Origin of the sequence: Thalassotalea crassostreae, assembly GCF_001831495.1 — a bacterium.
Classification (GTDB): domain Bacteria; phylum Pseudomonadota; class Gammaproteobacteria; order Enterobacterales; family Alteromonadaceae; genus Thalassotalea_A; species Thalassotalea_A crassostreae.
In genome coordinates this window covers 2931046-2943706 of record NZ_CP017689.1, presented here as the reverse complement: position 1 = coordinate 2943706, position 12661 = coordinate 2931046, and the positions used below count along the sequence as shown (strand labels likewise).

7 protein-coding genes are annotated in these 12661 nt (G+C 39.0%); 5 read left to right on the top strand and 2 right to left on the bottom strand.

The genetic code is table 11. From position 1 onward, the window contains the following. The first annotated feature begins 20 nt into the window (after window positions 1-20). Together LT090_RS12620 and LT090_RS12615 are read left to right on the top strand one after the other, a co-directional pair. The gene (locus LT090_RS12620; RefSeq protein ID WP_068545620.1) at window positions 21-1475 is read left to right on the top strand and encodes a sulfatase family protein; all 1455 of its coding nucleotides are present in this window, start codon (window positions 21-23) and stop codon (window positions 1473-1475) included. A gap of 53 nt (window positions 1476-1528) precedes the next feature. Beyond that, window positions 1529-3334, top strand: coding sequence for a sodium:solute symporter family protein (locus LT090_RS12615; RefSeq protein WP_226996481.1), 1806 nt, complete (start codon window positions 1529-1531; stop codon window positions 3332-3334). A 253-nt stretch (window positions 3335-3587) separates the two neighbouring features. Here the strand turns inward: LT090_RS12615 and LT090_RS12610 are convergent, their stop codons facing one another. Next, entirely contained in the window at window positions 3588-5621 is a 2034-nt protein-coding gene (locus LT090_RS12610; RefSeq protein ID WP_068545622.1) for a M13 family metallopeptidase, read from the bottom strand. A 158-nt stretch (window positions 5622-5779) separates the two neighbouring features. Here LT090_RS12610 and LT090_RS12605 point away from each other — a divergent pair, with 158 nt between their 5' ends. Then, window positions 5780-6577, top strand: coding sequence for an enoyl-CoA hydratase-related protein (locus tag LT090_RS12605; protein WP_068545623.1), 798 nt, complete (start codon window positions 5780-5782; stop codon window positions 6575-6577). Window positions 6578-6656: 79 nt separating this feature from the next. On the opposite strand, the gene ettA is transcribed toward LT090_RS12605, so the two are convergent. Further along, the gene (gene ettA / locus LT090_RS12600; RefSeq protein WP_068545624.1) at window positions 6657-8333 is read right to left on the bottom strand and encodes an energy-dependent translational throttle protein EttA; all 1677 of its coding nucleotides are present in this window, start codon (window positions 8331-8333) and stop codon (window positions 6657-6659) included. Window positions 8334-8557: 224 nt separating this feature from the next. On the opposite strand from ettA, the gene LT090_RS12595 reads away from it, so the two are divergent. Both LT090_RS12595 and LT090_RS12590 read left to right on the top strand, forming a co-directional pair. Next, on the top strand, window positions 8558-9997 hold the full coding sequence (locus LT090_RS12595) for a tetratricopeptide repeat protein (RefSeq protein ID WP_068545625.1): 1440 nt from the start codon (window positions 8558-8560) through the stop codon (window positions 9995-9997). 285 nt (window positions 9998-10282) lie between these two features. After that, window positions 10283-12613 (top strand): hypothetical protein, encoded by a 2331-nt coding sequence (locus LT090_RS12590; RefSeq protein WP_068545626.1) that lies wholly within the window; start codon window positions 10283-10285, stop codon window positions 12611-12613. Window positions 12614-12661 lie beyond the last annotated feature (48 nt).

The window sequence follows — 12661 nt, the reverse complement described above, 5'->3', positions numbered from 1 at the left end:
CCTAATAGGTATCACTTATTATGAATAAATATAAAATTTTAACACCGTGTTTGGTGTTTGCCCTTTTACTGGTAAACAATATAGCGATTTCAGCAGAAGAGTCAGAAGTATCACGTCCTAATATTGTGATGATTGTTGCAGACGATCATGGTTTAGATGCCATTGGCGCTTACGGAAATAAAGTTATAAAAACTCCCAACTTAGATGCTTTAGCTGCCAATGGAGTTCGCTTTAATAAAGCATTCGCTACGGTTTCTAGTTGTAGTTCAAGTCGCTCAGTAATGTTAACTGGCTTGCAAAATCATGCAAATGGTATGTATGGTCTGCAACATGAAAAACATCACTTTAGTTCTCTTGATACTGTAAAGTCATTGCCTGTATTACTAAGTAATGGTGGCTATAAAACAGCGCGTATCGGTAAGTACCATTTAGCTCCGGAGCACGTTTATAGATTTGATACTGTGTTATCAAAAGGGGCTGCAAATGATATGGCTTCAATTGCACGAAGCCCAGTTGAAATGGCGAACATAAGTAAGAGTTTTATAAAAGACACTCAACAGCCATTTTTTTTATTTTATGCTAGTGACGATCCTCATAGGGCTTATCCATTTGAAACATTTCCTGAACCAAATGGTTTCGGTAATAGAAAGCAGGGGTACCCTGGTATCACCGAAGTGTTGTATACACCTGAAGAGGTTATAGTTCCTCCTTATTTACCTGACACTTTGGCTGCAAGAAAAGAAATTGCACAGTATTATCAGTCGGTATCTCGCTTAGATCAAGGCGTTGGCAGGTTGATTGAAGTACTTAAGGAAACAGGTAAGTATGACAATACAATTATTTTATATTTATCTGATAATGGAATTGCCTTTCCTGGGGCAAAAACAAACTTGTATGATCCCGGTATTCAATTACCACTTATAGTTAAAGCTCCAAAAAATAATAAAATAGGTAAGTCGCTTAATGAAATGATTTCTTGGACCGATTTAACCCCTACTTTATTAGACTATGCTGGCCTATTAACAAGTACAGATAAATATCATGGCAAATCTTTTAGGCCTTTAATAGAAAAATCAGCAATAGATAGCAGTGAATGGAATGAAGTTTATGCTTCTCATACCTTTCATGAAGTTATGATGTACTACCCAATAAGAATGGTGCGTACACAACAATATAAACTGTTATGGAATATTGCATATAAGCTAGATTACCCATCAACGCATGATTTACAAGAGTCTTTAATTTGGCAAGAAACCATGCGTAGCAATCAAACACAATATGGGCCGCGTAGTCTAGATGACTTCTTTCATCGTGCTGAATTTGAACTTTATGATGTGGTGAATGACCCACTAGAATTGACCAATCTAGCTAATGAAGAAGAACATCAACAAATTCTAGAGCGGTTAATTAATAAAATTAAATCTTTTCAAAAAAATACCGATGACCCATGGGTAAGAAAGTGGCGTTATAAATAAATAACATGCACTTATCGGCGCTCGATTTAACTATTATTGCTAGCTACCTATCGGTGCTAATTTTTACTGGTTTTTACCTTAAACGTAAAGCCAGTAAAAATATCAATGCTTACTTTATGGGAGAACGAAAGCTACCCTGGTATGCATTAAGTCTGTCGAATGCTTCTGGTATGTTTGATATTTCTGGAACCATGTGGTTGGTAACCTTAACTTTTGTATATGGACTAAAAAGTATATGGATCCCATGGTTATGGCCTGTCTTTAATCAAATTTTTTTAATGGTATTTTTATCCCTGTGGTTACGCCGTTCTAATGTTATGACAGGGGCTGAATGGATCACTTTCCGTTTTGGTGACCGTTTTGGTGGCAAGCTATCATTTAATATTGTGGTGATTTTTGCCATTGTTAGCGTTTTAGGCTTTTTAACGTATGGCTTCATTGGTTTAGGTAAATTTACTGAGATATTTATTCCTTGGAGTGTAATCGATGAATATGTACCTTTTACCATTGCTTCCGACCAAGTAGCCTATTTTTATGGTGCAGTACTAACGATAGTAATGACCTCGTATGTTTTAATGGGAGGGATGCTAGGTATAGTGTGGGCTGATGTAATTCAGTTTTTTCTGATGCTTGTTGCAACCATCATCATTGCAATAACTGCAATGAATTCTATCTCTCCTGAAATGTTAGCGGCAGTTGTACCTGATGGCTGGGATTCTCCATGGTTTTCTTGGCAGTTGTCGCTGGATTGGCAAGAGTCCATCCCACAGGTTAATCAAAAAATTGCTGAAGATGGTTATGAGCTCTTTGGGATATTTTTTATTTTAATGTTATTTAAAGGATATTTAGTTAGCGCAGCTGGCCCAGCCCCAAATAAAGATATGCAAAAAATATTATCAGCTAGATCGCCAAAAGAAGCCGCGTTAATGAGTGGGTTTGTTTCGGTAGTGTTAATGCCTATACGTTATATATTAATTACCTCCTTTGCGATCTTGGCTATTGTTTTCTTTGAACAGTTACCACTACATTCAAATGCAGGCATTGATTTTGAAAATATTTTGCCCGCCGCGATTATAGAGTTTACTCCAATAGGTTTGCTTGGTTTAGTTGTTGCAAGTTTGATCGCCGCTTTTATCTCTACGTTTGCTGGTTCGGTAAACGCAGCAGTTGCTTATATGGTTAATGATATTTATAAGCGCCAGATAAACCCTGCTGCAAGTGAAAGAAGGTTAGTGAACTTATCTTATTTGAGTGTTTGTTTGATTGTGCTTGTTAGTATTGTTATCGGTTGCTTTGTTGAAAATATTAATAATGTTATGCAATGGATTGTTTCTGGGCTGTGGGGGGGCTATGTGGTTACAAATATTTTGAAATGGTATTGGTGGCGACTAAATGGTTACGGCTATTTCTGGGGAATGCTTGCTGGTATGCTTGGTGCTCTTATATTACCCCTTATTATAGAAGGTGTTGATTTTGGCGTGGCGAAAGCGATTGTACCTTTATATCTATTTCCAGCTTTGTTGATATTTTCAGGCGCCATCTGTATAGCGGTGAGCTTATCTACCCCACCTGTTGACTCGAAGGTATTAATCAATTTTTATAAAAAAACACGACCTTGGGGCTTTTGGAAGCCAATAAAGGATTTGGTACTAGAACAGGAACCTACCTTTAAGGTAAATACTAATTTTTATCGAGATATGTTTAATGTTGTTCTCGGTATTATTTTTCAAACCTGTTTAGTTTTAATGGCTATACAGCTAGTGGTCAAACAATTTTCGATGATATGGATAACAGGGGGGATACTCATTATTAGCTGTATCGGGTTAAAGAAATTTTGGTATAACAACTTAGAAAATTAAATATTTAGGTAACTAAATTAATCAACTCAAAAGAGGAAGCTTGAACCTGTCGGTAATAGATACTTTGGTATTTGTCGTTTATGACGTTGTATTTTTGCTATTATTTGTGCGCTTCTTTGGCTATTTTTAATTGGTTATATTTATTTTGCTCCTGACACTAACGGCAGTTAATAGTCACAAAAAGAAAGAGGATTATGATAATCCCCTTGCTTTTTTAGCTAAGTTGAAACCTTTACTTTTGATTTCCTTTCGCTTACCAAATTTTAACGCGCTTCTCTGGTGCTAAATAAAGTTTGTTATCTTCGTTAACTGAAAACGCTTGGTAAAATTCATTTACATTTCTTACTGTGCCGTTAACGCGGAACATACCTGGTGAATGTGGGTCTGTCGCGATTAACTGGCGAAGAAACTCTTCACGGTAAACACCGCGCCATATTTGGCCAAAGCCAATTAACAATCGTTGTTCGCCAGTAAAGCCATCGATAACTGGAGAGTCATTTCCATTTAACGACAGTTTATAAGCTTTCATGCCAATGCTTAATCCGCCAAGATCACCGATGTTCTCGCCAAGGGTGAATGTCCCATTAACGTTAAGATCAGGAAAAACTTGGTATGTATCGTATTGCGCAATGAGTGCACCAGTACGAGCTTTAAATTCGCTTAAATCTTTATCTGTCCACCAATTTCTAAGTACGCCATCGCCGTCAAACGTTGCACCTGAATCATCGAAACCGTGACCGATTTCATGACCGATCACTGCGCCAATTCCGCCATAGTTAACCGCATCATCTGCGTTCATATCAAAAAATGGCGGTTGTAAAATACCAGCAGGGAATACAATTTCATTTAAAGGTGGGTTGTAATAAGCATTTATCGTTTGTGGGTTCATGCTCCATTCAGTTTTATCAACTGGCTTACTTTGACGTTCAAGTTGTAATTCGTATTGTGCTAGCGCTGCACGTTCGATATTACCAAAATAGTCATCAGCTTTGATGGTTAACTTAGAGTAATCTTTCCATTTGTCTGGGTAACCAATTTTCGGTGTAAACTTAGATAATTTATCTAACGCTTGCACCTTAGTTTCTTCAGTCATCCAGTCTAGGTTTTCGATACTTTCTTTATAAGCTAGGATTAGGTTTTGCACCAAGCTTTCCATTTTAGCTTTCGCTTGCGGTGGAAAATGCTTTGATACATAAACCTTGCCAACGACTTCGCCTAATGTGCTATTAACAACATTAACGCTGCGACGCCACATTGGTTGTTGCTCTTGTGTACCCCACAAGGTTTTACTGTAGAAATTAAATTTTTCTTGATCAATTGCTGACGTTAAACGTGAACCGTTTGCACTTAATGCATGCCAACGAAAATAAGTCTTCCAATCATCAATTTTCACCGATGTTAAGGTGTCCGCTAGACTTGCCATATAACTTGGTTGGGTAACAATAATTTGCTTAATGTCACTTACACCACTAATTTGTAGGTATCTTTGCCAATCAAAGCCTGCTGTAACACTGGCAACATCACTAAGTGGTACCGGGTTATAGAGTGCGACCATATCACGAGTTTTTTCTTTGGTTATATGGTGGGTGGCGAGCTTTTTCTCTATTGCATAGATAGTATTCGCCGCTTGTTCACTTTCATTAAACCCGGCAAGGGCAAACATATTGGCAATGTGTTGCTTATATTTTTCGCGCAATTCTTGATCTATTTCGCCTTCTTTAAAATAGTACTCTCGATCAGGCAAACCTAAGCCGCTTTGCCATGTGTAAATCATATAAGTATTATTGTCTTTAAGGTCTACATATTGGCCTAAAGCAAACGGGGTGGTATATCCTCGTTTATTTGCTTCTGCCATGTAAGCGGCCATATCAGATAGGTTATTGATCGCACTGATCCGCGCAAATTCAGCATCTAAAGGACGCACACTTAGCTTGTTGCGAGTTTCCATATCTAAAAACGAATTGTAAAGGTCGCCAACTTTTTGTTGATCACTGCCATCAGCAAAGTCACCAGTAGCAGATTCTTCGATAATCACTTTTACATTGTCGACAGACGCATCTCTAAGTTCTGACCAAACACCAAATCTTGATTTATCGGCTGGTATAGTTGCTGAATCCATCCATTTGCCGTTGACGTATTGATTGAAGTCATCGCCAGGGGATACTGAAGTATCCATATAACTCAGTTTGATCCCTGATTTTAACTGTTCTTCAGGTTTTGTCGGCGTTTCGCCGCTACAGGCAAGTACTGAACTTAGCAATACTGCGGGGATTAAAATATTCTTCATTTTTCTTCCTGAACTGTTGATTTATCTAATTATTTTTTAAATTTCACGCATAAACTATAGTTCAGTTCAGACAAGGTGCCACTGCCAGAAATATTCAGATACAGTTTTCCAGTAAATATAAGTACTATAGGTTTATTAAACATTGGAATATTTAACTTATGAACAAGCCAAATTTAACAGACTGTACATTGGGATTTAGTAATAAAATCGCCACATTAACCTTTAACCGTGATGACGTTCGCAATGCTTTAACTGGCACTGCAATAACCGATGATATTGCTAATACAATTGAATGGATAAATAGACAAAGCGACGTTGCTGTTTTGGTTTTAACGGCCAATGGCAGCGCGTTTTCGTCAGGCGGTAACATCAAAGATATGGCAACGCGGTCTGGCGACTTTGCTGGTGATGTTAGTGAATTGGAAGAGCGTTATCGACGTGGTATTCAGCGTATTCCGTTAGCGATTCAAAGTTGTGAAGTACCGGTCATCGCAGCGATTAATGGCCCAGCAATTGGTGCAGGATTTGATATTTGTAATATGTGCGATTTACGCATAGCTTCTAATAAGGCTAAATTCGGCGAGACTTTCGTCAATTTAGGTATTATTCCAGGCGATGGCGGTGCCTGGTTTATGCAGCGATTAATTGGCTATCAAAAAGCGGCGGAGCTTACCTTTACGGGGAGAGTGATTACGGCCGTAGAAGCAAAAGAGCTAGGGCTTGTTTTAGATGTGGTAGAGCCTGAAAAACTTATAGCACGAACAATGCAATTAGCGGAAGAAATTGCCAGTAAACCAACCGCGTCTTTACGCTTAACTAAACGTTTGATGAAGATGGCCCAACGTACCGAATTACCTGATTTTCTTGATGTTTGTGCGGTGATGCAAGGCATGTGTCATAACAATCCTGAACACCTAGATGCGGTAAACACTTTATTAGAGAAATTGGCTAAATAGCGGTTGTTCGCTTCAGATCAAAGCGGCCATATAAAAAAGCCCAGAACGTAATGTCTGGGCTTTGTATTTTGTGAAGTTACTATTTAATCATACGCTTGTATTTAATACGATGTGGTTCTGCAGCTTGTGGACCAAGTGTTTTCTTCAACCACTCTTCATATTCAGTAAAGTTACCTTCAAAGAAACTTACCTGACCTTCGTCACGGTAATCGATGATATGAGTTGCGATGCGATCGAGGAACCAGCGGTCATGGGAAATAACCATGGCACAACCTGGGAATTCCAAAATGGCTTCTTCTAAAGCTCGTAACGTTTCGATGTCCAAGTCGTTGGTAGGCTCATCGAGTAATATTACATTACCACCGGTTTTCACAAGTTTCGCTAAATGTACACGATTACGCTCACCACCAGATAAGTCACCAATGTGTTTTTGTTGGTCGTTGCCTTTAAAGTTAAAACGACTGACATAAGCGCGAGATGGAATTTCATAATTATGGATACGGATAATATCCGAGCCTTCTGAAATCTCATCGTAAACAGTATTGGTATCAACCATGTCGTCACGGAATTGATCAACACTTGCCAGTTGTACAGTTTCACCAACCGTTACAGAGCCAGAATCTGGTTGCTCAGCGCCGGAAAGCATTTTAAATAATGTTGATTTACCGGCACCGTTTGGCCCGATAATTCCGACGATCGCACCTTTTGGAATTGAGAAACTTAAATCGTCAATCAAGACACGTTCGCCATATGATTTAGTAATGTTTTCAACATCGATTACTTTGTCACCAAGGCGAGGCCCTGGTGGAATGTATAGTTCGTTAGTTTCATTACGTTTTTGATTTTCTTGGCTTGATAACTCTTCAAAACGTGCCATACGAGCTTTTGATTTAGCTTGACGACCTTTCGGATTCGAACGTACCCACTCTAATTCGTGTTTGATTGTTTTAGCTAATGCATTTTCTTGGCGTTTTTCTTGCTCTAAACGCGCATCTTTTTGCTCTAACCAAGAGGTATAGTTACCTTCATATGGAATACCGTAACCACGGTCAAGCTCAAGGATCCAACCGGCAACATTATCAAGGAAGTATCTATCATGGGTGATAGCCACAACAGTCCCCGGGTAGTCGTGTAAGAAGCGCTCTAACCATGCAACAGATTCAGCATCTAAGTGGTTAGTAGGTTCATCGAGTAACAGCATATCTGGTTTTTCAAGCAATAAACGACAAAGTGCCACACGACGACGTTCACCACCGGAAAGTACTTTAATTTGTTGGTCCCACTCAGGTAAACGTAAGGCGTCAGCTGCTCGTTCTAATACGTTATCAATGTTGTGGCCATCTTGGGTTTCGATAATTGCTTCGAGCTCACCTTGTTCTTTGGCAAGAGCGTCAAAATCAGCACCTTCTTCGGCGTATTCCATATAAACCGCATCAAGACGAGCAAGGGCGTTTTTAACTTCACTAACGGCCTGTTCAACAATTTCTCTAACCGTACTTTCTTCATCAAGTTGCGGCTCTTGCGGTAAGTAACCTACTTTTGTGCCCGATAGTAATTTAGCTTCACCTTCAAATTCGGTATCAACACCGGCCATAATGCGAAGTAATGTTGACTTACCTGCACCGTTTAAACCAAGCACACCTATTTTAGCGCCAGGAAAGAAGGATAATGAAATGTCTTTTAAGATTGTGCGTTTCGGTGGGACAACTTTCGAAACACGGTTCATTGAATAAATAAACTTATCTGGCAACGCCATAGGAAAAACCTTATTGATTAAAATAAAAATTATTATTGCGCCTATTTTAGTTGATGAGGACTAAATTAGGCAACTGCAACTCGGCAGGTTTATCTACTATTTGAAAAATAAATCCTACGCTCAACTATTTTCTGCGTTAATTTTTATAAAACCTATGTTTTTTATAAAAAATTTAGTAGTTTTATAATTAGAAGAAGCATCTGACTTTAAAGAAGCAGGCATGGATGAAACATTTTAAATTTATATCACTGATAGTACTGTATTGCGTATTTGCGGTAAAAAGTAGTTATGCAACGACTACGGTTGCTGATTTTGAAGAGAAGTTTGCCAAAGCAGCTGAAATGGAAAATGCAACTTATGCTTTAAACGCGCTCGAAGAAATATTGTCCTCAGATGAATTAACTACTGAGCAAACGATACAAGTTTTAACCGCAGTGGCTAATCGCTACCACCAACTTAATGATCTAACGTTTGCGATTAGAACTATGGAGAAAGCCTATTCGTTAGCCGACGTATATCAATTGCATCAACTTAGTGCCGATGCGAGTAAATTAATTGGAGTATTCAACTATTTCAAAGGAAACAATGCTAAAGCACTGACTGCCTACCAAACAGCGTACCAATACTATGAAACTGTGGATGAACCATTAAAGCAGGCGCATTTGTTGAATAATATTGGCTTAGCTTATGGGCAAATGAGTGACCAATTACAATCTTTGAGTTTTTTTCAGCAAGCATCAAAACTTTACAAAGAATATGGTAGCGAACAGGATAAAATTGATATCCGTTATAATATCGCGGGGCTGTATATTAATTTAAATCGCTATGATCAAGCATTAGATACGTTAGTTGACTTATTGCCACGTTATGAAGCTGAGGGTAACTATTATGGACTTGCACAAGCATGGACGTATATGGCGATTGTTTACAAAAATATTGAGCAATATGACCAGTCGGAATCATACAGTAAAAAGGCGCTAAGCTATTATCAAGACAATGACCTTAGTTATGAAGAAGCCTCTGAACTTACCAATATTTCATTGCTTTACGCTCGAGTGGGGGATTCTGAACAAGCCATTAGATATGCGCTAGAATGTATTGCGTTAATCCCAAGCACAGAAAATGGTAGAGCTGGCGGTGGTTGTTATCATGCCTTATCTAAGGCTTACATAGAACAGGGACGAATTGACCAAGCATACCAAGCATTAGAAACGGGTAATCAACTTGCCACGGAACAAAATTACCTACCATTGTTAACCAACAACATAGCGTTGTATGCACTAATATTTGCAGCTAATCAGAATACTAGTGAAGCTGTGCATTATATTCAAAAGTATATCGATGAGCGAAATAAAGCGGAAAACAAAGCCTTAAACAGTCAACTTGCTCGTTATGAAGCAGAACAGCTAAGCCAAGAAATCGAAAAATTAAAACAGAACGAAAAAATAGTTAAGTTAGAAATTGAGCAAAAACAACAACAAGAAAATTACGTGATACTGATCGTGGCATTGCTTGCTATCGCCTGTTTCTTTGTCTATCGACGGATAAAAGAAAAACAAGTAAAACGAATACTAGAAAGCAACTTGAGACAGAGAGATATCGAAATTAATATTCTCAACGAGCAGCTAGATATTTATAGAGTTAAATCGAAGCATAATGAGTAAGTATTATCTCAAAGAAAGTTAATCGCAATAAGTTGATTATGTAAATTAAGCAATAATTAATAATGACAGAAAGCCGCTGTAATGAATTGACTTCATAATGCGGTTTTTTGCTTTCTAACGTATTGAAGAGTTAAGTACATGAGACAGTATGATATTGCTTTTTATGTCATCAGATTGCGTTTTTAATTCGATTCAGCAATTTATTATAAGGATAAACTAAGCTCTACACTCTGAAGAACTATCTGCAACACGGTGGTAACGTGCAGAAAACTCAAGGACTAATCGATGAAATTAGCAATGAAATATATACTGTTATCTATCATTACCTGTATAACATTGGCCGCCTGTGATGGAGATGAACCAAGTGAAGAAAACATCGCTAAACATTTAAACCAAGGTGCTAGTAGCGGTTCAACCGATTCGAGTAATGAGCAAGCTACATCTAACGATACTACCGCCGCAGCAACTGTTGAAGACACATTCTCTTTTTCTTTATCTTTGACCAACAGTGCAGGCAATAATACTGTTGATGTTAATACTACCAGCCCTGTGAAGGTAAGCGCAACGTTACTATTAAATGATGAGCCGCAAGCGGGCATTCTTATCGAATTTAGTTCGCAATTCGGCCTAGTGAATATTGATCCTGTTATTGGCACTGCATTAACAGATGCAGAGGGGGTTGCATCAATTATTATTACAGCCGGTGAGCAAGCTGGTGCTGATACAATATGGGCAGTTACTGATGATTTAGATGCTAGCATCAATGTATCGGTCAGCACTCAAAGTACCTCTGTTTCAATGTCTGCAGCACAAGCATTACCTAGCACCATTAGCGCCACAGGAACCACCGTTGTTTCGGTATCTATAGAAGATAATGATAATGGTGGTTTATATACTGCTCCGGTTAGTGTCAGCTTTACATCGGCATGTGTAGAAGCAGGCCTCGCTGAAATTGAATCTCCAATCGTTACATTAAATGGCAGTGCACAATCAACATACAAAGATATTGGTTGCGGACAGCAGGATACTATTGAAGTGAATGCACAAGTAGGGGCACAGTTATTAGCAAGTTCCGCTGTTGTTGATGTACAAGATGCAACCGCTGGAAGTATAAATTTCATCTCAGCAACTAGTGAATTTATCGCATTACAAGGTACAGGTGGAAGTGGAGGAGGGATCGGTCGCAGCGAAACTTCAGTTCTTACTTTTCAGGTAATGGATATAACAGGTAACCCTGCAGCATTTGAAGACGTTATGTTTGAGCTTTCTACTACGGCGGGTGAAATAACGTTAAACTACAGCAATGCGCAAACTGATAGTAAAGGCATGGTGTCCGTGATAGTTCAATCAGGAAACGTTGCCACGTCGGTGCGAGTAATCGCTAGTTTGACGAGTAATAATACTCTTTCAACCATTTCAGATTTGCTTGTAGTTTCCTCCGGTGTAGCGGATCAAAATAGCTTTAGTTTATCGGTATCAAATTTCAACCCTGAAGCTTGGCTTATTGATGGTGCACAAGTGCAAGTTAATGCTTACGTTGCCGATCACTTTAATAACCCTGTACCTGATGGAACCGCAATTGCTTTTTCAACCGAGTTTGGACAAGTTGATCCGTCGTGCACAACTGAAGACGGGCATTGTAGTGTCAATTGGACCAGCAGTGCGCCAAGAGTACCTAATCCTCCATTTAGGGATGCCAATACGCGTACGCGATATATAGGGGACAATGGTGCTTGTTTAAGCCCTCTTGGATTAAACACTGGGTTAAATGCGGCAGGTTACCCATGCTTTTATGATAATGCTTCAGCGGCAACTGCTTTAGCTGCCGCTATGCCAGGAGGACTGGGACAAGTTTATGGCAATCGAGTCACAATCTTTGCTCATCTGATTGGAGAAGAGAGCTTTTCTGACACCAATGGTAATGGTGAGTATGATAGTGGTGAAGCGTTTACTGATATTCCGGCTGAAGTATTTAGAGATGAAAATGAGGACGGTGTATTTTCGGGGCAATATGGCGATGGTAGCTTAGCAGGCGGGGCACAAGCTGCAATCGATGCTTGCTTGATGGATACTGGTGTTGTTTGTTTACAACAAGGTGGTGATAACGAAGAGTATGTCGACTTCAATAATGATGGCATTTTTAATGGTATTGGAAATGGTCAATATAATGGTGTGCTGTGTAAAGATGAAAGCAACGGTTGTAGCAATGACTTAGTTCCAATTAGTCAAAATATCACTATTTTACAATCGGGATCATGGGCAAATATTTCTATTATAGAACAAGGGTTATCACGCAATGTTGTCGCTAATTATTTTTTAACAGTAAATATTACTGGTGGCGCTAAAACCATAATTAGCTATGTTGCGGACTTGCATAATGGGCGTATGCCTTCCGGTACTAAAATTGAGTACAGCACTTCTGTTGGCGAGATTGTTGGGCCTAGTTCATGTACGGTTTTAAACTCTAGCACGTTAGGATTTGAACAATGTTCTGTCGTAGTAAAACCTATTGACGATATAGATGCTAGTGAGCAGGGGCCATTAACTGTGAAAGTAACATCACCATCAGGAGCGGTAACCGAAAGGACCATCCAACTTGAACAATTGGTGCCTTAAGGTCACAGTTTAATACTATCACCTTAAAAAGACGCAACCACAAAAAAG